Raw genomic sequence first — 20,446 nt, forward strand, 5'->3', positions numbered from 1 at the left:
GCCCTGGGGCTGGCGTCCCTCGGTGAATATCACGCCATGCAGGAATTCGGAAATCCCGAATTCTCCGCATCATTGAAGGACACCGCCACCCGTCCTGACCATCTCCACGCAAGGAGGCCCGCCTACGACTCCAAGCACCAGTACATCCCCCAAGCCGTCGCGACGGGACACGCTCGACCGCGATCTCAGGCAGCCTCGTAGCTCATCCGGAGCAGCGGCTCGGCGCGACGCACATCGTCCTCCGCCCGAAGACGGACCTCGACGTCACCAGTGCCGTGGTGGCCGATCTGGCTGACGTCTCGAGTGAATCCCCCAACGAGGTCTACGTCCTTGGGGTCCAGACGGAGGGTGACCACGACCTCCTGCTGGTGGGCGTGACTGACGCACGCGAAGTTCCGCAGCCGCCGGTAGGCGCGGTACTGCTTGCGGTCGACGCTGCTCACATCCTCCCCCAGCCCCTGCAGCAGTTCATCGAGCGTGCTCCGCAGCCTGGCTGTGGGGTCCTCACGCATGCTTGCTGACGTGACCGGCTGCCGACGCCCCCGTTCGCGGCGCTCCTGAGCCCCGGCCGTCCCTTTGCCCACCGGTTCGAGGGCGAGAAGCCCTGAACCGAAGTAGCTGTAACGGACGAGGTCGATGGTGCGACGGATCTCGCGCACGGCGTGAAGGTCGTAACGGGAGTAGTCCTCAGCGACGCAGATCAACCGAGGGCTACTCCACAGCACTTGGGAAGCGACTTCCGCCCCGAGCCGCTCGCGGACCAACTGTTGGAACTCCGCCCGGTGGTCGGCTAGCCACGCCAGGTAGAACAACCCCTGGGTTATGACGCCGGCGTCGCGACCCCGCTTGTACTCGACCACGACCGGCGAACCGTTCTCGTCAAGGCCCAGAGAGTCGATCCGGCCGCGATGAACCGGTCCGGTGCTGTACTCGCTAGCCAGGAACCGGACCCCCAGCATGGCCTCCATGTTCGCCTCGACCACGTCCTGCAGGTGACGCTCCACCTCTGCCGGCCGTGCGGCGATCTCCACCGCGCTCCCCCCGGCCACGTCGAACAGCCTCAGCCCCGACACCCCCCATAGCTCGTGCTCCGCAGGCCTCAACGGCGAGGAAGCCCGGATTGTTTCCGTCGGAGCCGTCGGGGTTGTGAGGATCCTGTGAGAGTGGCATCGACCTAACAGCCGGACGCCTCCCCAACCGCATCCGTGGCGCCTGGTTGGAACGGTGGAAGCAGGGATCGCGCTACGAGCTCCCCCGCGCTCGCCCACTGGGCAGAACAGGCGCCAGGCAGGCGCCCACTCCACCCTCCGCAACACAGGAGGGGAGACAGTCGACCACGCGAGCCTCCCGGGGCTCTTCACGGGCCAAGCCCGGGCAGATTTCCAGCGTGCTCACGGGACTGCCTGGCGACCGCACGGCGCAGTCCAGCAGACGAGATTGAACTACGACACCCACCGCCTTCCGACGCCCCCCGGGGAGGTGGTCCGAGGCCGCCGAACTGCCCCTCAATCCACCTGACCCCCCGTCAGAACGAGCGTCAAATGAGCGTCACGAGCGTCATTTCAGCGTCAAGATATCGCCCGTAACGCCCACAGTGCACATAATGCACATCGGCAAACCCGCAGGTCAGGCGCCCTTCGCCACCGGCTCAAGGATCGCCACGCACTCCACGTGGTGGGTCATCGGGAAGAGGTCGAAGGCGCGCAGGGTGCGGACCTTGTAGCCCGCCTCCTTGAAGTAGCCGAGGTCGCGGGCCAGGGCCGCCGGGTCGCAGGCCACGTAGGCGATGCGGCGCGGGGTGAGGCCGGCGACCTGGCGGACCGTCTGCTTGCCCGCGCCCGCGCGGGGCGGGTCCAGGACGACCAGGTCGCATTCCGTGATGCCGGTCTTCGGGAGGATCGCCTCGACCTTGCCCTGCTCGATGCGGATGCGCGGGAAGTCGGCCAGGTTGTGCCGGGCGTCCTCGACCGCGCGCTTCGTCGACTCGATGCCGAGGACGGCGCCCGTCTCGCCGAGGCGCTCGGCCAGGGCGCCCGCGAAGATGCCGACGCCGCAGTAGAGGTCGAGGGCCATCTCGCCCTTGCGCGGCATCAGGCCCTGCATGACGGCCTTGATCAGGGTGTCCGCGGCCTGCGGGTGGACCTGCCAGAAGCCGCCCATGCCGACGCGGTACGTACGGCCGTCCGCGCGCTCGCGCACGAAGGGGCGGCCGTGGACGCGGTGGACCCCGCCGTCCTTCTCCTCGACGCGCAGGACCGAGACGGGCTTGTCGAGTTCGACGAGGGGGAGGCGGCCGCCGGGGCGGGGGGTCAGGACGACCTGGCGGTCGCCCGAGCCGGTGGCGGCGATGGCCTCGACGGTGGCCATCTGGGGCCAGTCCTGCTGCTCGATGCCGAGCTCGCTGACGCCGGGCGCCGCGATCATGCAGTGGTCGATCGGCTCGATGTCGTGCGAGCGGTGCTTGCGCAGGCCGACGACGCCGTCCTCGTCGATGGCGTACTGGACGCGGGTGCGCCACTGCGGGACCTGCCCGGCGGGCACCTTGTCGCCCTCGGCCGGCATGACCGTACCGTCCCAGCCGGCCTGCTCCGGGGTGAGCCCGGCGAGGCGCAGCAGCTGCTCGGCGACGACCTCGCCCTTGAGCCGGCGCTGGGCGCCCGGCTTGGCGTGCTGCCAGTCGCAGCCGCCGCACTTGCCGGGGCCGGCGTACGGGCAGGGGGCCGGGGTGCGGTCCTTCGAGGGGTCGAGGACGGTGATGGCGTCGGCGCGCAGGAAGCGGGAGTCGGCGTCGCCCTCGGTGACCTTCGCGATGACCTTCTCGCCCGGCAGGGTGTGCCGGACGAACAGGACCCGGCCCTCGGCGGTCCGGGCGATGCAGTGCCCGCCGTGCGCGACGGGGCCGACCTCGACCTCGTACTCCTCTCCCACCAGTGACTGCTTCTCGTTCTGCTCGCTCGTCATGGTGGGGAGACTCCAAGGAGATGTGGATCGGAAGATCGGATCGCAGGATCGGATCGGATCAAGAGGAACGGCCGGACGACCGACCCACCAGTTTACGTGGATCTCGTCCGGCCGTTCGCCACCCCGATGGGCGGCCCGCGGAGCTACTTCCCCGCCGGGTCCTTCGGGCGCGGACGCGGGGTGTCGACCGGACCGCGGCGCACGGCGCCCGGGGCGTTCCACTCCGCGCGCTTCTTCGCCCGCTTCTTCGCGAGCTCCGAGGACTCCAGCTGGTAGGGCACCGAGGTGACCATCACGCCGGGGGTGAAGAGCAGGCGGCCCTTGAGGCGCAGCGCGCTCTGGTTGTGCAGGAGGTGTTCGTACCAGCGGCCGACGACGTACTCCGGGATGTACACGCTGACGGCGTCGCGCGGGTTCTCGCTGCGCAGGCCCTTCACGTACTCGACGACCGGGCGGGTGATCTCGCGGTACGGGGAGTCGAGGATCTTGAGCGGGACGTTGATGCCGCGCCGCTCCCACTCCTCGCGCAGGGCCTTGGTCTCGGCCGGGTCGACGCTGATGCTGAGCGCCTCCAGCCGGTCCGAGCGGGTCAGCTTGGCGAAGGCCAGGGCCCGCAGGGTGGGCTTGTGGACCTTGGAGACCAGGACGATGGAGTGGACGCGCGAGGGGCGCACGCTGTCGTCGCTCGGGCCCTCGGCTGCGGCGATCTCCTCGGCGACCCGGTCGTAGTGCTTACGGATCGCGGTCATCGTTCCGTAGAAGATGACCATGCCCAGCAGGGCGACCCAGGCGCCGTGGGTGAACTTCGTGGCCAGGACGACGACCAGCACCATGCCGGTGAAGAAGGCGCCGAAGGTGTTGATCGCCCGGGACCGGTGCATGCGGCGGCGGGCGGCCGGGTCGCGCTCGGCGCGCAGGTGGCGGTTCCAGTGCCGGACCATGCCGATCTGGCTCAGCGTGAAGGAGACGAAGACGCCGACGATGTAGAGCTGGATCAGCTTCGTCGAGTCGGCGTCGTAGATCCACACCAGCAGCATCGCGGCGCCCGCGAGGAGCACGATGCCGTTGGAGAAGGCGAGGCGGTCGCCGCGGGTGTGCAGCTGGCGCGGCAGGTAGCGGTCCTGGGCGAGGATCGAGCCGAGCAGCGGGAAGCCGTTGTACGCGGTGTTCGCGGCGAGGAACAGAACCAGCGCGGTGGCCGCGGCGAGCACGATGAACAGGAAGCTGCCGTTGCCGAAGACGGCCTCGGCGACCTGGGAGATGACCGGGTGCTGGACGAAGCCGGGGCCGACCGGGACGCCGTTCTCCAGCAGGTCGGTGGCGGGCTTCTCCGCCATCTTGACGTCGGTCGCCATGGCCAGGCCGATGATCCCGCAGAACATGGTGACGGCCAGGGCGCCCATGAGGGCGAGGGTGGTGGCCGCGTTCTTGCTCTTGGGCTTGCGGAAGGCCGGCACGCCGTTGCTGATGGCCTCGACGCCGGTGAGCGCGGCGCAGCCGGAGGAGAAGGCGCGCAGCAGCAGGAAGACCAGTGCGAAGCCGGCGAGCCCCTGGTGTTCGGGTTTGATCTCCAGGGCGGAGGTCGGGGCCTCCATGGTGTCGCCCATGACCAGGCCGCGCCAGGCACCCCAGGCGATCATCACGAAGACGGCGCCGACGAACACGTAGGTCGGGATCGCGAAGAGATTTCCGGATTCCTTCACCCCGCGCAGATTCATCAGCGTGAGGAGCAGAATCATGATCATCGCGGAGAGCACTTTGTGCTCGATGACGAAATCGACGGCGGAGCCGAGGTTCTCGACACCGGAGGAGATCGACACGGCGACCGTGAGGACGTAGTCGACGAGCAGGGCGCTCGCGACGGTGAGACCGGCCTTGGGCCCGAGGTTGGTGTTGGCGACCTCGTAGTCACCGCCGCCGCTGGGGTAGGCGTGGACGTTCTGCCGGTAGGAGGCGACCACGGTGAACATCAGCACCACGACCGCGACGGCGATCCAGGGGCTGAAGTGGTACGCCGACACGCCCGCGATCGACAGGACCAGCAGAACCTCACCGGGGGCATATGCCACCGAGGAGAGCGGGTCGGACGCGAACACGGGGAGGGCGATCCGCTTGGGAAGGAGGGTTTCCCCGAGGCGGTCGCTGCGTAGCGCCCGGCCGATCAGGATCCGTTTGGGCACGTCGGTCAGTTTGGACACGCAGAGGATCGTAAGCGTTCGAAATCGGCCTGACGAACCCCCCACCCCTATGGAACGTGAAGTCCCACCTCATCCAGGGCAAAGGAGCGCCGCATCCAGGGCAAAGGAGCGCCGCCGACCGTGCAAAGCGGCACACTGGTGACCGCCCGTGTGTAGCTTGGGCCATGGTCTGAGACCCTGTTAAGCCAGAGCAGCAATGAGGCTGGAATCCAGCGAGCCGCTGACAGCCGGAAGGACGGCCGTGCACATCGTCATTATGGGCTGCGGAAGAGTGGGCTCCGCCCTCGCGCAGACCCTGGAACAGCAGGGGCATACGGTCGCGGTCATCGACCAGGACCCCACCGCATTCCGCCGGCTGGGAGCCGGATTCGGTGGCCGTCGCGTCACCGGGGTCGGCTTCGACCAGGACACGCTGCGTGAGGCCGGCATCGAGGAGGCGGGCGCCTTCGCCGCGGTGAGCAGTGGTGACAATTCCAACATCATCGCCGCCCGGGTGGCCCGTGAGATGTTCGGCGTCGAGAACGTCGCCGCCCGCATCTACGACCCCAAGCGCGCCGAGGTCTACCAGCGCCTGGGCATCCCCACCGTCGCCACCGTGCGCTGGACGGCCGACCAGATGCTCCGCCGGCTGCTGCCCTCGGGCGCCGAGCCGCTGTGGCGCGACCCGAGCGGCGGTGTCCAGCTCGCGGAGGTGCACACCTCCGCGGCCTGGATCGGCCAGAAGGTCAGCCGGCTGCAGGAGGAGACCGGCGTCCGCGTGGCCTTCCTCACCCGGCTGGGCGAGGCCATGCTGCCGACGTCGGCGACCGTCCTCCAGGAGGGCGACCTCGTCCACGTGATGATGCGCACGGACGAGATCGACAAGGTGGAGGCCGCCTTCGCCGAGGGTCCTGAGGAGGCACACGCATGAGGGTCGCGATCGCCGGAGCCGGCGCGGTGGGCCGTTCCATCGCGGGCGAGCTCCTGGAGAACGGCCACGAGGTGCTCCTCGTGGACAAGGCCCCGACCGCCATCTCGGTGGAGCGGGTGCCGCAGGCCGAGTGGCTGCTGGCCGACGCCTGCGAGATCACCTCGCTCGACGAGGCGGCGCTCCAGCGCTGCAACGTGGTCATCGCCGCGACCGGCGACGACAAGGTCAACCTGGTCGTCTCGCTGCTCGCCAAGACCGAGTACGGGGTGCCCCGGGTCGTGGCGCGGGTGAACAACCCGAAGAACGAGTGGCTCTTCAACGAGTCCTGGGGCGTCGACGTCGCCGTCTCCACGCCGCGCCTGATGTCGGCGCTGGTCGAGGAGGCCGTCAGCGTCGGTGACCTGGTCCGGCTGCTGCGCTTCAGCCACGGCGACGCCAACCTCGTCGAGCTGACCCTGCCCGCCGACTCCCAGGTCGCGGGCAAGCAGATCAGCGAGATCACCTGGCCCGAGGACACCTCGCTGGTCACGATCATCCGCGGCAACCGGGTCCTGACCCCGCACGGCGAGGAGACCCTGGAGCCGGGCGACGAGCTCCTCTTCGTGGCCGCCCAGGCCCGCGAGGAACAGCTGGAGGACCTCCTCCAGGCCGCGGACTAGCCCGCGGCCCGCTGAACGCCCGAAGGGGCGGCCGACCACCACGGTCGGCCGCCCCTTCGCGCATCCCGAGGAGTACGCGCCGACGTGCCCCCGGCCGGAAACGGGGAAGGGGCCGCAGCCGGCGTGCGGCTGCGGCCCCCTCGTGCCTCCGGTACGACGGGTCAGGCGGGTCAGGCGGGTCAGGCAGGTCAGGCAGGTCAGGCAGGTCAGGCGGGTCGACGGGTCCAGCGGGTCGACGGGTCAGGCCCCCGGGCCCCCCGCCGCCTTGGCGGCCTTCGCGGCGGCCTTCGCCGCCTTCTCCGCGGCCTCCTCGGCCTCCCACTCCGCGATCACGTTGATCGGCGGCGGGGCCTGCGCCAGGAAGAGCCAGGTGAAGTACACCGCGAGCACCATCGGCGGCAGCTTCAGCGCGATCAGCACCCAGCCGAGCTGCGTCGCGTCGCCCCACCAGTACAGCGGGAAGAGGATCGCGTACTTCGCGAGGAAGATCAGGCCCCAGGCCAGGCTGGCCTTGACGTACGCCTTCTTGCGCCCGGGGTTGCGCGTGCGCCAGGACAGGTTCTCCTTGAAGACCGGTCCCAGGATCACGCCCAGCAGCGGGAAGCCCACCAGCGCGGAGAGCGTGAAGGCCACGCCCAGGCCGGCGCCGTAGATCATGCCGGGCAGGTAGAAGCCCTTCGCGCTGCCCGTGAACAGGGCGAAGGCCACGCCCACGCCCACGCCGAAGACCCCGCTGAAGGCGTGCTTGACGGTGTCCTTGCGCAGCAGCCGCACGATCACCAGCAGGACCGCGACCGCGCCCGCCGCGATGGCGGACAGCTTCACGTCCTTGTTGATCGTGTAGATCATCACGAAGAGCAGGCCGGGGAGCATCGTCTCCACGGTGCCCCGGATGCCGCCGAAGGCGTCGAAGAGGGCCGCTTGCGTCACGGCCTTCTGGTCCGCCGACGGCTCAGTGTCCGCAGTGGTCTGCGGGGTCGACTTGTCGAGTGACGTCACCGTCAGTGCTCCTGTCCGAGCGGTCGGAGTTCGTACTTCGGGTTGAAGAGCACCCGACGGCCGTGGCTCATCGAGATCCGCCCGGAGGCGATCATGCGACGGCCGGGTTCGATTCCCACGATCGAGCGACGTCCGAGCCAGACGACGTCCAGCGCGGCCGAGCCGTCGAACAGCTCGGCCTCCAGGGCGGGGACGCCCGCGCGCGGCCGCAGGGTGACGGTCCGCAGCGTGCCGGTCACCTTCACTATCTGGCGGTCGTGGCAGTCGCAGATCCGCGTGCACCCCGCGGCTTCTGCGTCCTCCTGCAGCTCAGCCGAATGCAGCTCCTCCTGGGAGGTGGACAGCCGCTCTATCATCCGGCGGAACCGGCCCGCCGGCCTGGCGGGCTTCGCCGGCTTCGCGGGCTTCTCGGGACGCGGTTCAGCACTCATACAGGAAGCGTACCGGCGCCCCCGCTACCTCTCGAAGCGGTATCCCATGCCCGGTTCGGTGATGAAGTGCCTCGGGTGCGAGGGGTCGGCCTCCAGTTTGCGCCGCAGCTGCGCCATGTAGACCCGCAGGTAGTTGGTCTCGGTACCGTACGAGGGGCCCCAGACCTCCTGCAGGAGCTGCTTCTGGCTGACCAGTTTCCCGCCGTTGCGCACCAGCACCTCCAGCAGGTGCCACTCGGTGGGCGTCAGCCGTACGTCGCGTCCGGCGCGCACCGCCTTCTTCGCCGCGAGGTCCACCGTGAAGGTGTCGGTCTCCACCACCACCTCGTCCTCGCCTGCCCCCGCGCCCGGTTCCGCCCGCCGGACGGCGGCGCGCAGCCTGGCGAGCAGCTCGTCCATGCCGAAGGGCTTGGTGACGTAGTCGTCGGCGCCGGCGTCCAGGGCCTCGACCTTCTCGTCGGAGCTGTGCCGGGCGGAGAGCACCAGGATCGGGACCCGGGTCCAGCCGCGCAGCCCCTTGATCACCTCGACCCCGTCCATATCGGGCAGCCCGAGGTCCAGGACGACCACGTCGGGGTGGCGGGCGGCCGCCAGTTCCAGGGCGCTCGCCCCGTCGGCGGCCGCGTCGACCTCGTACTTGCGTGCCTTCAGGTTGATCACGAGGGCCCGGACGATCTGAGGTTCGTCGTCCACCACGAGCACCCGGGTCATCGGGGTCCTGCCTTCTGTCGTATCGAATCGAGATCGGAATCCGCCGGGTGTTCCCCGGCCCCGCCCGGCTCCGGCCCCCCGGCCGCGCCCGGCGCGCTGCGCCCCTCGCCGTCCACGCTCACGGGGACCTGGGGCCGCCCGCCGGTCACCGCGCGCAGCGTGAGCACCATCGTGAGCCCGCCCCCGGGGGTGTCCTCGGCCTCCAGCGTGCCGTCCATGGCCTCGGCGAAGCCGCGCGCGACGGCCAGCCCGAGCCCGACGCCCGCGCCGCGCGGGGCGTCGCCGTGCCGCTGGAAGGGGGCGAAGATCCGGTCCTTGGCCTCGTCGGGCATGCCCGGCCCGCGGTCCACGACCCGTACCTCGACCCGGTCGCCGAGGAAGCTGGCCGCCACCAGCACCTGTTCGTCCGGCGGGCTGTACTTCACCGCGTTCTCCACCACGTTGGCCACGGTCCGCTCCAGCAGCCCGGGGTCCACGGCCACCATGGGCAGGGTCTCCGGGACGTCGAGCAGCACACTGCCCTCGGGTACGCCGCCCAGCGCCATCGGGACCACCTCGTCGAGGTCGATCTCGCGGATCAGCGGGGTGACGGTGCCGGTCTGGAGCCGCGACATGTCGAGCAGGTTGCCCACGAGGTGGTCCAGCCGGTCGGCGCCGTCCTCGATGCCCTCCAGGAGCTCCGCGCGGTCCTCGTCGGACCATTCCACGTCGTCGGAGCGCAGGGAGCTCACGGAGGCCTTGATGGAGGCCAGGGGCGTACGGAGGTCATGGCTGACGGCGGCCAGCAGCGCGGTCCGGATCCGGTTGCCCTCGGCCATCCGGCGGGCCTCCTCCGCCTCCCCGACCAGCCGCTGCCGGTCGAGCACGACGGCGGCCTGGGCGGCGAAGGCGCCGAGCACGCGGCGGTCCTCGGCGGGCAGCACCCGCCCGGACAGGGCCAGCGCCATGTGGTCGCCGATCGGCATGTCCACGTCGGCGTCCTCGGGGCGGGCGACCGGGTTCGGGCCGACGCTGCCGGCCGGCCGCCAGGGCTCGACGTCGCTCTCGCGCTCCAGCAGCGCCACGGACTCCATGGCGAAGGTCTCGCGCACCCGCTCCAGCAGCGCGTCCAGGGTGGTCTCGCCGCGCAGCACGCTGCCGGCGAGGAAGGAGAGGATCTCGGACTCGGCGCGCAGCCGGGCCGCCTGGTGGGTGCGGCGGGCGGCGGCGTCGACCACGGAGGCCACGGAGCCCGCGACGCCGAAGAAGACCGCGATGGCCACGATGTTCTTGGGGTCCGAGATGGTGAAGCGGTGCAGGGGCGGGGCGAAGTAGTAGTTCAGCAGCAGGGAGCCGACGGCGGCCGAGGCGAGGGCCGGCCAGAGCCCGCCGAGCAGGGCCGCGGCCACCGTCAGCGCCAGGAACAGCAGCATCTCGTTGGCGAGCCCGGGGTCGCTGTCGATGTGCGTCAGCAGGGTCGCGAGGGCCAGCGGCAGGGCCACCCCGACCACCCAGCCGGCGATCAGCCGGGTCCGGCCGAGCCGGGCCGCCGAGCGGGCCACGGGCCGCAGGCCGCGGCCCTTGGCGACCTCCTCGTGCGTGACGATGTGCACGTCGAGGTCGGGTCCCGAGTCGCGGGCGACGGTGGCGCCGACGCCGGGGCCGAAGACGTACCGCCACGAGCGGTGGCGGCTGGAGCCGAGCACGATCTGGGTCGCGTTGACCCCGCGGGCGAATTCGAGGAGCGCCTCGGGGACGTTGTCGCCGATCACATGGTGAAACGTTCCGCCGAGGTCCTCGACCAGCTTCCGCTGGACCGCGAGCTCCTTGGGCGAGGCCGCGGTCAGCCCGTCGCTGCGGGCGATGTAGACGGCCAGGATCTCGCTGCCCGAGCCCTTGGCCGCGACCCGGGAGGCGCGCCGGATCAGGGTGCGCCCCTCGGGCCCCCCGGTGAGGCCCACCACGATCCGCTCGCGCGCCTGCCAGGTGGATCGGATGTTGTGCTCGCCCCGGTACTGCTGGAGGTACTCGTCCGCCCGGTCCGCGACCCAGAGCAGCGCGAGCTCGCGCAGCGCGGTCAGGTTGCCGGGTCGGAAGTAGTTGGACAGGGCCGCGTCGACCTTGTCGGACTTGTAGATGTTGCCGTGCGCCATGCGCCGGCGCAGGGCCTGCGGGGACATGTCGACCAGCTCGATCTGGTCGGCGCGGCGCACCACCTCGTCGGGGACGGTCTCCCGCTGCCGCACGCCGGTGATCGACTCCACCACGTCGCCCAGGGACTCCAGGTGCTGGATGTTGACCGTGGAGATCACGTCGATCCCGGCCCGCAGCAGCTCCTCCACGTCCTGCCAGCGCTTGGCGTTGCGCGAGCCCGGCACGTTGGTGTGCGCCAGTTCGTCCACCAGGGCTATGGCGGGCCTGCGGGCGAGCAGCGAGTCCACGTCCATCTCGGTGAAGACGGCGCCCCGGTACACGAGCTCCTTGCGCTCCACCTGCTCCAGGCCGTGCAGCATGACCTCGGTGCGCGGCCGCCCGTGGTGCTCGACGAAGCCCACGACGCAGTCGGTGCCGCGCTCCACCCGGCGGTGGCCCTCCGAGAGCATGGCGTACGTCTTGCCCACGCCGGGGGCCGAGCCGAGATAGATCCTGAGCTTGCCGCGTCCCATGCGGCCATTCTCCGGGACGCCCGCCGCGTTCACGCGCCGATGACCTGCCGCGGGCGGATCCCTGACGCTTCCCTGACGCCCCCGGGGCGCGGCCACGCCCGTACCCGCCCGCGGGCACGGCCGTACCCGGCCCGCGGGCACGGCCGTACCCGGCCCGCGGGCACGCCGTACGGCCGCGGGCGGGTACGGCAATGGGCCGCACCCCCGGAGGAGTGCGGCCCACGGCCGTGAGGGACGGAGCCGGGGTCAGCGGACCTCGGTGATCTCCGGACCGCGCTCCAGCTGGCCCATGCCACCGCCGAAACGGGAGCCCTCCTGGTCCGCGGCTTCCTCGGTCTGCACGCCGTCCGGCACCATCTGCGCGTCGTTCGGCAGCTTCAGGACGATCGGGTCGCGCGGGGCCATCGGGCCCTCGCCGCGGACCACGACGGTGTCCAGGAAGATCCGCTCCAGCACACCGGCCGACTCGGGACGCACCGCGCCCTGGCCGGAGATGACACCGCGCAGGAACCAGCGCGGGCCGTCCACGCCGACGAAGCGGACCAGCTGGGCGCCGGTCTGTCCGTCCGGGAGCGGTACGGGGACCTGCGCGCGCAGTTCCCAGCCCAGCGGACCCTCGACCTCGTCGATGATGCCGCCCTGCTTGGTGATGCCCTCGGCGATCTCCTCGCGGACCTCGCCCCAGATGCCTTCCTTGCGGGGCGCGGCGAAGGCCTGCAGCTGCACGGCGCTGTCGCCCAGCACCACGGTCGCGGCGACGATCGCGTCCCCGGCGACCTCGACGCGCAGCTCCATGCCCTCGACACCCGGTACGAGGATGCCGCCGAGGTCGACCCGGCCTTCCTCAGGGTTGCCGGGGACCTCGGAGATGTCCCACGGGCCGTCGGGACGCGGGGCCGGCGGCAGGTTCACCCTGCGCGGCTGTACCGCGTCGCTCTCCTCCGTGCCGTCCTGCTCATCGGCACCGACGCCGTCGACGACCTGCTCGGCCGCGCCGCCGTCCTTGACGGAGTCGTTCTTCTTGCGACGTCCGAACACGTCACTGTCCTTCCCGGTCGTGTACGACCGAAGCGTAGCCATTCCCACCCTGCTGACCAGCGCCGGATCCGGCCACGGCCGCATGACCACCGGTGGAGCCGAAACCCCCCTCGGCCCGCGCCGAGTCGGGAAGCTGCGCGACCTCGCGGAAGCGCACCTGCTCGACCCGCTGGACAACCAGCTGGGCAATGCGGTCGAAACGCTCGAACCTGACGCTCTCGCGCGGGTCGAGATTGACCACGATCACCTTGATCTCCCCACGGTACCCGGCATCCACCGTCCCGGGGGCATTCACGAGTGCGAGCCCGCAGCGGGCGGCCAGGCCCGAGCGCGGGTGCACGAAGGCCGCGTACCCCTCGGGCAGCGCGATGGAGATCCCCGTGGGCAGGACCGCCCGCTCCCCCGGCTCCAGCTCCGCGGCCACCGTGGTGACCAGATCGCAGCCGGCGTCGCCGGGGTGCCCGTAGGCCGGAATCGGCACCTCCGGGTCGACGCGCCGGATGGCCACGTCCAGACCGGTGTTGTTCTCAGACATCAGGGGCATCAGGGGTTCACCTCGAAGGCGCGTGCGCGCCTGACCTGGTCCGGGTCGGCCATCGCCGCCCGGATCTCCTCGGGCCGTCCGTTGTCGATGAAGTGGTCGACCTTCACCTCGATGAAGAGGGCGTCGGCGCGCAGCGCCACGGGCCCCTCGGGACCGCCTATTCGGCCGACCGCGCTGGAGTAGATCTTCCGGCCGGCGACGGCGGTGACCTCGGCCTCCAGGTACAGCACCGTGTCCACGGGCACGGGCCGGACGAAGTCCGTCTCCAGCCGGCCGGTGACGGCGATGACGCGCAGCAGCCAGTTCAGGGAGCCCAGGGTCTCGTCGAGCGCGGTGGCGAGGACGCCGCCGTGCGCGAGGCCGGGCGCGCCCTGATGGGCGGCCTTGACGGTGAACTCGGCGGTGACGCGCACGCCCTCACCCGCGCGGGCCTCCAGATGGAGTCCGTGCGGCTGGCCGTCGCCGCAGCCGAAGCAGTGCTCGTAGTGCGCGCCGAGGAGTTCGCCGGGGGCCGGGGCATCGGGGTGCCGCACCGGCGCCGTGGCGTCGGCGGGGGGCGTCAACGCTGTGTTTCGTCCACTCACAGCCGCAGACCTTACCCGCGCGGCTACCCGCCGGTCGCCTCGTGGCAGGCTTGGCCGCATGCAGCTCTCCTCCGCGCACTACGACGAACGTCTGACGGCCCCCCGTTCCTGGTGGGCCATCACCGCCCTCACCGGCCTGGCCTGCGCGCTGATGCTGCTCCCGCTGGGCACGCTGCCGCTGCTCGCCGGGCTGATCGGGGGCACCGCGCTGACGGGGCTGCTGGTGAGTTCGTACGGTTCCCAGCGGGTGCGGGTGGTGGGCGGCGCGCTGGCCGCCGGGGAGGCCCGGATCCCGGTGGCGGCGCTCGGCGACCCGGAGGTGCTGGACGCGGAGGAGGCCCGCGCCTGGCGCACGTACAAGGCCGACGCGCGCGCCTTCATGCTGATGCGCGGCTATGTGCCGACGGCGGTCCGCGTCGAGGTCACCGACCCCTCCGACCCGACCCCGTACGTCTACGTCTCCACCCGCGAGCCGCAGGCCCTGGCGGCGGCCATCCGCGCGGCGCAGGGCCGGGACTGATCCCGGCCGGGACCGGTCCCGCGGACCTGCCGCGGCGCGGGCCTCAGTCCCGCGGGTCGATGGCGCCGGGGTCGATGGCCCGCGGGTCGAACACCCGGCCTTCGACGGCGGCCCTGGCGGCCTCGGGAAGGGGCTCCGCGGGCCGCTCCAGGGGCGGGAGCTGCGGCAGCGCGTCCCAGCCCACGGCACGGGCCCGCAGGTCCCCACGTACCTTCTCGGCGAGTTTGCGGGTGTCCCGGCGGTTCATGACCGCTCCGACCGCGGCGCCGACCATGAACGGCATCAGGTTGGGCAGGTTGCGGAACATCCGCTTCATGATCTGCTGGCGCAGTTCGCGCTTCATCTGGCCGCCGAGCGCGGCGTTCAGCGTGGTCGGCTTGGTCAGGTCGACCCCGCGCTCCTCCGTCCACGACGTGAGGTAGGCCAGGCTGCGTTCCCTGAGGCCGCCGGGCGGGCGCAGGCCGTAGACCTCGTGGAGTTCGGCGATGAGCTTCAGCTCGATCGCGGCGACCCCGGTGATCTCGGCGGCGAGCTCGGCCGGCATGGCGGGAGGAACCGGCAGCATGGCGGCCGCGCCGATCCCGGCGCCGACCGTGGACGTGGCGTTGGCGGCGCCCGAGATCAGCTTGTCGGCCAGCTGATCGGGCCCGAGGCCCGGGAACTGCGCGCGCAGGGTCGCGAGGTCCCGAACCGGAACGCGCGGTGCGTTCTCGATGACTCGGTCGGTGAGGTGAAGGGCGGCGGCCCTGGCACTTTCGCCGCCCTTGCGCACACCGTTCTTGACGGCTTGCAGCCGACGGACCCCGGAGTGCTTCCGGGGCCCCTCGCCGGCCTCGGAGGCCGACGTCACCGCCTCGGCGGTGTCGGGGAGCACGGCGGGTACGCCCGGGGCCCCAGGGCCTGTTTCCAGGCCCCCGTTCGCCTCGTGCGTCTCCGCCGGATCACCAGCTTTCCGGAAGCGCCGCTTCCGAAATGGTGTCGAGCCTGTCACGGCCGACGCCTCTCAGTCGCATTCGCGGCAGATGGGCTGACCGTTCTTCTCGCGTGCCAGCTGGCTGCGGTGGTGCACCAGGAAGCAGCTCGTGCAGGTGAACTCGTCGGCCTGCTTGGGCAGGACCCGGACGGCCAGTTCCTCGTTGGAGAGGTCTGCGCCGGGCAGGTCGAGGCCCTCGGCGTTGTCGATTTCGTCCAGGTCGACGTTCGACGACGACTTCTCGTTGCGACGAGCCTTCAGCTCTTCGATGCTGTCGTTGTCTACGTCGTCGTCGGTCTTGCGCGGGGTGTCGTAGTCCGTTGCCATAGTTCGCTCTCCCCCTCTGGGATTTAGCGGGTGTCTCAGCGCACGTAACGCGCGAGAGGCCGGACTTGTGCCCGACCTGAGGCGGAGATTTTGCCTCACATCAAGGTCTGTTACTCAATCGACACCCAGCCGCACATTCAGACGAGCGATTGGCTGGGATGACGACCGGGACCGTACACGGTCCGGGGGCCGTCTTGCACAAACGCCACCCCATGTATTTCCCGCCACCAGGGGGGCCGGAAACCCGGACTTCCCGGGCTTTCCGGCCCTCCCAAGGTCACTGAGCGCATAGGGACGGACACTCGACACTGTGATCGATCGCACAGAAGTCACTGTCTTCATGACCCAAGCATTCAGCCAACAGCGAACACGGGGTGTCCGTGCTCACAAGGGCAGAGTGACGCGCATCACGAGGCCACCGCCCTCGCGCGGGACGGCCTGGATCCTGCCGCCGTGTGCGCGCGCCACGGAGCGCGCGATGGACAGGCCGAGCCCGACACCCTTGTCGCTGCCCGTGCGCTCCGTACGCAGCCGCCTGAAGGGCTCGAAGAGGTTGTCCACCTCGTACGCGGGAACCACGGGACCCGTGTTCGACACCAGCAGGACCGCCTGCCCGTGCACGGCCTCGGTGGTGACCTCCACCCAGCCGTCCTCGGGCACGTTGTAGCGCACGGCGTTCTGCACCAGGTTGAGCGCGATCCGCTCCAGCAGCACGCCGTTGCCCTGGACGACGGCCAGTGCGCGCTCCCCGCGGATCTCCACGCCCTTGGCCTGCGCCTCCCCGCGCGCCTGGTCGAGGGCGCGCGAGGCCACCTCCGCCAGGTCCACGGGCTTGCGCTCGATGATCTGGTTGTCGCTGCGGGCCAGCAGCAGCAGGCCCTCGACCAGCTGCTCGCTGCGTTCGTTGGTGGCGAGCAGGGTCTTGCCGAGCTGCTGGAGCTCCACCGGCGCACCGGGATCGGACAGGTGCACCTCCAGCAGCGTCCGGTTGATGGCCAGCGGGGTCCTCAGCTCGTGCGAGGCGTTGGCCACGAACCGCTGCTGGGCCGTGAAGGCCCGCTCCAGCCGGTCGAGCATCTCGTCGAAGGTGTCGGCGAGCTCCTTGAGCTCGTCGTCCGGACCGTCCAGCTCGATCCGCCGGGTGAGGTCGGAGCCGACCACCCGGCGGGCGGTGCGGGTGATCTTGCCGAGCGGCGAGAGCACCCGGCCGGCCATCGCGTACCCGAAGGCGAACGCGATGATGCTCAGCCCCATCAGCGCCATCAGCGAACGGCTCAGCAGGTCGTCCAGCGCGTGCCGGCGCTGTTCGAGGATGCACGTGTTGATCGCGGCGTTGAACTGGTCGGGCATCTGGCCCGTCCCGCTCACACCGGGACAGCTGCTCGTGACCTGGATCGGGCCGCCGCCCACGATGGTGAACGGCAGCGCGTTGCCCTGCCGCAGCGCCTGGGCCGCCAGCAGGTAGATGATCGACAGCAGCAGGATGCCCGCGATCAGGAACATCCCGCCGTACAGCAGCGTGAGGCGTATCCGGATCGTCGGCCGCAGCCAAGGGAAAGGACCCTCGGGCTGGCCGGGGTCCCAGGTCGGTTTCGGTGGCGCGGAGGGTGGCGCCGGGGTCGCGGCCACCCGCGTCAGATCCGGTAGCCGGAACCGGGGACGGTCACGATGACCGGCGGCTCCCCCAGCTTGCGGCGCAGCGTCATCACCGTCACGCGCACCACGTTGGTGAAGGGATCCGTGTTCTCGTCCCACGCCTTCTCCAGGAGCTGCTCGGCGGACACGACCGTGCCCTCGCTGCGCATGAGGACCTCCAGCACCGCGAACTCCTTCGGCGCCAGCTGCACCTCCTTGCCCTCGCGGAACACCTCGCGCCGGTTCGGGTCCAGCTTGATCCCCGCGCGTTCCAGCACGGGGGGCAGCGCGACCGTGGTGCGCCGGCCCAGCGCCCGTACCCGGGCGGTCAGCTCGGTGAACGCGAAGGGCTTGGGCAGATAGTCGTCCGCCCCGATCTCCAGGCCCTCGACCCGGTCGCTCACGTCACCGGAGGCCGTCAGCATGAGCACGCGCGTGGGCATGCCGAGCTCGACGATCTTCCGGCACACGTCGTCGCCGTGCACGAGCGGGAGGTCCCGGTCGAGCACGACCACGTCGTAGTCGTTCACTCCGACGCGCTCGAGGGCCGCGGCACCGTCGTACACGACGTCCACGGCCATGGCCTCCCGGCGCAGTCCGGTGGCCACCGCATCGGCGAGCAGCTGCTCGTCCTCGACGACGAGTACGCGCACGTCGTTTCCTTCCTCAGAGCCCGTCAGGGCAGGGGTGTCATGTGGCGTCCATCCTGCCCCTTTCGCCGGTAAACCGGCTGTAAGACGCCGCGCGGGGGTGCTCCGGCGGGACTCGGGGGGTGCTCCGGGGAGACGCGAGGGCCGGAAGTGAGGATTCCCTCGCCTTACGAGGTTTCTGGGTCCGATGCGGCGGGGAGGACGACTTCACACCCCGAACACCTCCCTGACGGCGCACTGCCACGTGCCGCCGCCGACCCACGAAGAGGGGGCGAACCCACCATGGACGCATTCACCGCGGGTCTCCTGCAGCGCATCAGGAGCACGCAGTCGGACCTCAGGCAGGCTCGCGAGACGGGCGACGACTTCCTCGTGGAAGTGGAACAGGCGGAGCTGGAAGACCTCCAGCGCATCGCAGCCGATCACGGCGTTCCGGTCACCGTTTCCGCCTGCTGACTCCAGCCGCCGGTATCCAGCCACCGGCACGCCCACACCCCCGGACCCCGGAGGCCGCCACCCGGCCGCCGGGGTTCCTTCATGCGGTCCCTCCCCCGGCCCCGGGGGCGGCGCCCCGCTCAGTCGTGCCAGGCCCCGGCCTCCTCCAGCAGCGGCCGCAGCGAGGCGAACACCGCGGGGGTCGCGGCCAGCGCGAGCTCGCCCGAGGCGGGCTCTCCCGGGCGGCCGCCCGTCAGCGCGCCCGCCTCCCGCGCGATCAGCTCGCCCGCCGCCAGGTCCCAGGGGTTCAGCCCGCGCTCCCAGTACCCGTCCAGCCGTCCGGCGGCCACGTCGCACAGGTCGATCGCCGCCGACCCGCCGCGCCGGACGTCGCGCACCAGCGGGATGATCCGCTGCGCGACGTCGGCCTGGTGCGCCCGCCGGCTCTGGACGTACGCGAACCCGGTGCCGATCAGCGCCTGGTCCAGCGGAGCGGCCGGCCGGCAGGCCAGGCGCAGCTCGCCCAGCCAGGCCCCCCGCCCGAGCACCGCGTGGTACGTCTCCCCGCGCATCGGCGCCGCCACGACCCCGGCCACCGTCTCGCCGCGGTACTCGGCCGCGATGGACACGCCCCAGGTCGGCAGCCCGTAGAGGTAGTTCACGGTGCCGTCCAGCGGGTCGATGACCCACCGCACGCCGCTGGTGCCGGGCGACTGCGAGCCCTCCTCGCCCAGCAGCCCGTCCTCGGGCCGCCGCTCCGCGAGGATGCCGGTGATCAGCTTCTCGGCCGCGATGTCCATCTCGGTCACCACGTCGATCGGGCTCGTCTTGGTCGAGGCGACCGCCAGATCGGCCGGCCGCCCGTCCCTCAGCAGCGCGCCCGCCCGGCCGGCCGCCTCCAGGGCCACGTCCAGCAGTTCGGTCTTCAGCTCTTCGGAGATCACGCCCGGCTCCCGTTCATCGACTTCTGCGGACTCGGCTTGTGCCGACTCGGCTTCCACGGACTCGGCTTCTGCGGATCGACCGCACACACGAGCGGCGGCGGCTACGCGTACGGGCTGTCCACGCCCGCGGCCGCCGGCCGGGGCCCGCGCGCCGGGCAGCAGCCCACGGCGCACAGGTCGTGGCTCGCTCCGAGCAGCCCGAGCGCGCAACGCTCCACGGGCTCCCCGCGTTCCGCCGCGGCCCGCTCCAGCAGGAGGTCCCGTACCGCCGCCGCGAACCGGGGGTCGGCGCCGACCGTGGCCGAGCGGGCCACGGGCAGCCCCAGCTCGGCGGCCTTCGCCGTCGCCTCCGTGTCGAGGTCGTAGAGCACCTCCATGTGGTCCGAGACGAAGCCGATCGGCACCATGACCACCGCCGGGGCGCCCGCCGCGTGCAGGGCCTCCAGGTGGTCGCAGATGTCCGGCTCCAGCCACGGGATGTGCGGGGCGCCGCTGCGCGACTGGTAGACGAGCTCCCAGGGCAGCTCGGTGCCGGTCTCGGCGCGGACCGCGTCGGCGATCACCTTGGCGACGTCCAGGTGCTGCTTGACGTAGGCCCCGCCCGCGCCGTCCTGCGTGTGGTCCTCGACGGGACCGGAGGCGTCCGCGGCCGCGTTCGGGATGGAGTGCGTGGTGAAGGCGAGGTGCGCGCCGGCGCGCACCTCCTCGGGCAGCGAGGCCAGCGAGGCCAGTACCCCGTCGATCATGGGCTGCACGAAGCCGGGGTGGTTGAAGTAGTGCCGCAGCTTGTCGACCTTCGGCAGGTCGGCCTCCGCGACCCCCTCCTCCACGAGCAGGGCGAGCGCGTCGGCGAGGTTCTCGCGGTACTGCCGGCAGCCCGAGTAAGAGGCGTACGCGCTGGTCGCGAGCACCGCGATGCGGCGGCGGCCGTCGGCGGCCATCTCGCGCATCACGTCGTTCAGGTACGGGGCCCAGTTGCGGTTGCCCCAGTACACCGGCAGGTCCAGCCCGTGCCCGGCCAACTCCTTGCGCAGGGCGTCCAGCAGCTCCCGGTTCTGGCCGTTGATCGGGCTGACTCCGCCGAAGCCGAAGTAGTGCTGCCCGACCTCCTTGAGCCGCTCGCGCGGGATGCCGCGGCCGCGCGTGACGTTCTCCAGGAACGGCACGACGTCGTCGGGCCCCTCGGGGCCGCCGAAGGACAGCAGCAGGAGGGCGTCGTAGGGGGCGGCGGGGCCTTCGGCCGGGCCGGGGGCGCTGGCGCGGAGCTGGTCAGACATGCCTC

The 20,446-nt window shown here is 71.3% G+C and carries 20 protein-coding genes; 4 read left to right on the plus strand and 16 right to left on the minus strand.

The annotated features are described in order from the left end of the window. Positions 1-185: 185 nt before the first annotated feature. The 3 genes from ACWCP2_RS08830 to ACWCP2_RS08840 form a co-directional block, all read right to left on the minus strand. Positions 186-1,073: a DUF5655 domain-containing protein gene (locus ACWCP2_RS08830; protein WP_450907881.1), complete on the minus strand. Its 888-nt coding sequence runs from the start codon at positions 1,071-1,073 to the stop codon at positions 186-188. Between the two features lie 553 nt (positions 1,074-1,626). Beyond that, a complete protein-coding gene (locus ACWCP2_RS08835; protein WP_450907882.1) occupies positions 1,627-2,961 on the minus strand; it encodes a class I SAM-dependent RNA methyltransferase in 1,335 nt (444 codons plus the stop codon). Between the two features lie 143 nt (positions 2,962-3,104). Further along, positions 3,105-5,159 (minus strand): APC family permease, encoded by a 2,055-nt coding sequence (locus ACWCP2_RS08840; RefSeq protein WP_450907883.1) that lies wholly within the window; start codon positions 5,157-5,159, stop codon positions 3,105-3,107. A 241-nt stretch (positions 5,160-5,400) separates the two neighbouring features. Between ACWCP2_RS08840 and ACWCP2_RS08845 the strand changes: the two genes are divergently transcribed. Both ACWCP2_RS08845 and ACWCP2_RS08850 read left to right on the plus strand, forming a co-directional pair. After that, the gene (locus ACWCP2_RS08845) at positions 5,401-6,069 is read left to right on the plus strand and encodes a potassium channel family protein (protein WP_450907884.1); all 669 of its coding nucleotides are present in this window, start codon (positions 5,401-5,403) and stop codon (positions 6,067-6,069) included. Then, positions 6,066-6,728, plus strand: a complete 663-nt coding sequence (locus tag ACWCP2_RS08850) for a potassium channel family protein (RefSeq protein WP_214953432.1) — start codon at positions 6,066-6,068, stop codon at positions 6,726-6,728. Before ACWCP2_RS08845 ends, ACWCP2_RS08850 begins: the two co-directional genes overlap by 4 nt. A 240-nt stretch (positions 6,729-6,968) precedes the next feature. Here the strand turns inward: ACWCP2_RS08850 and ACWCP2_RS08855 are convergent, their stop codons facing one another. The 7 genes from ACWCP2_RS08855 to ACWCP2_RS08885 form a co-directional block, all read right to left on the minus strand. Further along, positions 6,969-7,727 (minus strand): DUF3159 domain-containing protein, encoded by a 759-nt coding sequence (locus ACWCP2_RS08855; RefSeq protein ID WP_450907885.1) that lies wholly within the window; start codon positions 7,725-7,727, stop codon positions 6,969-6,971. 2 nt (positions 7,728-7,729) lie between these two features. After that, positions 7,730-8,158 carry an OB-fold nucleic acid binding domain-containing protein gene (locus tag ACWCP2_RS08860; RefSeq protein ID WP_112451269.1) on the minus strand — a complete coding sequence of 143 codons (429 nt, stop codon included), beginning with the start codon at positions 8,156-8,158 and terminating at the stop codon, positions 7,730-7,732. A 24-nt stretch (positions 8,159-8,182) separates the two neighbouring features. Continuing rightward, positions 8,183-8,869, minus strand: coding sequence for a response regulator (locus tag ACWCP2_RS08865; protein ID WP_383938266.1), 687 nt, complete (start codon positions 8,867-8,869; stop codon positions 8,183-8,185). Further along, a complete protein-coding gene (locus ACWCP2_RS08870; RefSeq protein WP_450907886.1) occupies positions 8,866-11,514 on the minus strand; it encodes an ATP-binding protein in 2,649 nt (882 codons plus the stop codon). Before ACWCP2_RS08870 ends, ACWCP2_RS08865 begins: the two co-directional genes overlap by 4 nt. Positions 11,515-11,760: 246 nt before the next feature. Then, entirely contained in the window at positions 11,761-12,552 is a 792-nt protein-coding gene (locus ACWCP2_RS08875; protein WP_450907887.1) for a DUF3710 domain-containing protein, read from the minus strand. A gap of 1 nt (position 12,553) precedes the next feature. Beyond that, positions 12,554-13,087 (minus strand): dUTP diphosphatase, encoded by a 534-nt coding sequence (dut, locus tag ACWCP2_RS08880; RefSeq protein ID WP_450907974.1) that lies wholly within the window; start codon positions 13,085-13,087, stop codon positions 12,554-12,556. Between the two features lie 8 nt (positions 13,088-13,095). After that, positions 13,096-13,680 (minus strand): PaaI family thioesterase, encoded by a 585-nt coding sequence (locus tag ACWCP2_RS08885; protein WP_450907888.1) that lies wholly within the window; start codon positions 13,678-13,680, stop codon positions 13,096-13,098. A 58-nt stretch (positions 13,681-13,738) separates the two neighbouring features. Here ACWCP2_RS08885 and ACWCP2_RS08890 point away from each other — a divergent pair, with 58 nt between their 5' ends. Continuing rightward, positions 13,739-14,200 (plus strand): DUF3093 domain-containing protein, encoded by a 462-nt coding sequence (locus ACWCP2_RS08890; RefSeq protein WP_450907889.1) that lies wholly within the window; start codon positions 13,739-13,741, stop codon positions 14,198-14,200. A 43-nt stretch (positions 14,201-14,243) separates the two neighbouring features. Here ACWCP2_RS08890 and ACWCP2_RS08895 read toward each other — a convergent pair whose 3' ends face one another. From ACWCP2_RS08895 to ACWCP2_RS08910, 4 genes are all read right to left on the minus strand, one after another. Beyond that, positions 14,244-15,191, minus strand: a complete 948-nt coding sequence (locus tag ACWCP2_RS08895; RefSeq protein WP_450907890.1) for a hypothetical protein — start codon at positions 15,189-15,191, stop codon at positions 14,244-14,246. A gap of 12 nt (positions 15,192-15,203) precedes the next feature. Then, positions 15,204-15,500 carry a DUF4193 domain-containing protein gene (locus ACWCP2_RS08900; RefSeq protein WP_112451146.1) on the minus strand — a complete coding sequence of 99 codons (297 nt, stop codon included), beginning with the start codon at positions 15,498-15,500 and terminating at the stop codon, positions 15,204-15,206. 384 nt (positions 15,501-15,884) lie between these two features. Then, positions 15,885-17,129 (minus strand): sensor histidine kinase, encoded by a 1,245-nt coding sequence (locus ACWCP2_RS08905; RefSeq protein WP_450907891.1) that lies wholly within the window; start codon positions 17,127-17,129, stop codon positions 15,885-15,887. Between the two features lie 5 nt (positions 17,130-17,134). Then, complete coding sequence (locus ACWCP2_RS08910) at positions 17,135-17,788, minus strand: response regulator transcription factor (protein WP_112451148.1); 654 nt, start codon at positions 17,786-17,788, stop codon at positions 17,135-17,137. 279 nt (positions 17,789-18,067) lie between these two features. Here ACWCP2_RS08910 and ACWCP2_RS08915 point away from each other — a divergent pair, with 279 nt between their 5' ends. After that, a complete protein-coding gene (locus ACWCP2_RS08915) occupies positions 18,068-18,241 on the plus strand; it encodes a hypothetical protein (protein WP_204357838.1) in 174 nt (57 codons plus the stop codon). Positions 18,242-18,360: 119 nt separating this feature from the next. Here the strand turns inward: ACWCP2_RS08915 and ACWCP2_RS08920 are convergent, their stop codons facing one another. Both ACWCP2_RS08920 and ACWCP2_RS08925 read right to left on the minus strand, forming a co-directional pair. Further along, the gene (locus ACWCP2_RS08920; protein ID WP_450907892.1) at positions 18,361-19,164 is read right to left on the minus strand and encodes an inositol monophosphatase family protein; all 804 of its coding nucleotides are present in this window, start codon (positions 19,162-19,164) and stop codon (positions 18,361-18,363) included. A 101-nt stretch (positions 19,165-19,265) separates the two neighbouring features. After that, on the minus strand, positions 19,266-20,441 hold the full coding sequence (locus tag ACWCP2_RS08925) for a ferrochelatase (protein WP_450907893.1): 1,176 nt from the start codon (positions 20,439-20,441) through the stop codon (positions 19,266-19,268). Positions 20,442-20,446: the final 5 nt, after the last annotated feature.

The organism is Streptomyces sp. NPDC002104 (assembly GCF_053593795.1).